Consider the following 782-nt stretch of genomic DNA (forward strand, 5'->3'; position numbering starts at 1 on the left):
AAGTGGTTAGCTGCCAATTCTAATAAGTTAGACGGAGTTTCTCTTGAAAAAGGAAAGATATCTATTGCACGTTTGGAAAAAGATGTTCCGGAAGAAGCAAAAAAATTTAGTGCAAGCCTGTATCAGATGCTACCAAGAATAAAATTAACCGATTTACTCATGGATATTGCTTATATAACAGGATTCCATGAGCAATTTACTCATGCTTCCAATAATCGAAAACCGGATAAAGAAGAAACGATTATTATTATGGCAGCCCTTTTAGGAATGGGAATGAATATTGGGTTGAGTAAGATGGCTGAAGCAACACCCGGACTTACATATAAGCAACTAGCCAATGTATCTCAATGGCGCATGTATGAAGATGCCATGAATAGAGCACAAGCAGTATTAGTTAATTTTCATCATAAATTACAATTGTCTTCCTATTGGGGCGACGGTACAACATCCTCATCGGATGGTATGAGAATGCAGCTAGGTGTTTCATCACTACATGCAGATGCAAATCCACATTATGGAACTGGAAAAGGAGCAACCATCTATCGTTTTACTAGTGATCAATTCTCTTCTTACTACACAAAGATTATTCATACTAATTCTAGGGATGCGATTCATGTTTTAGATGGTTTGTTGCACCATGAGACGGAGCTAAACATAGAAGAGCATTATACAGACACAGCCGGTTATATTGCCCAAATATTCGGACTGACTCATTTATTAGGATTTAAATTTGCTCCAAGAATAAGAGATTTATCAGATTCAAAATTATTTACAATAGATAA

At 36.2% G+C, this 782-nt stretch carries 1 protein-coding gene; it reads left to right on the forward strand.

What is annotated here, in order from left to right:
* Positions 1-782, forward strand: a 782-nt coding sequence (locus COD11_RS25415; protein WP_141549751.1) for a Tn3 family transposase, incomplete at both ends; no start/stop codon positions are given.

Source organism: Bacillus sp. AFS040349, from assembly GCF_002577655.1.
Lineage (GTDB): Bacteria > Bacillota > Bacilli > Bacillales > Bacillaceae > Metabacillus.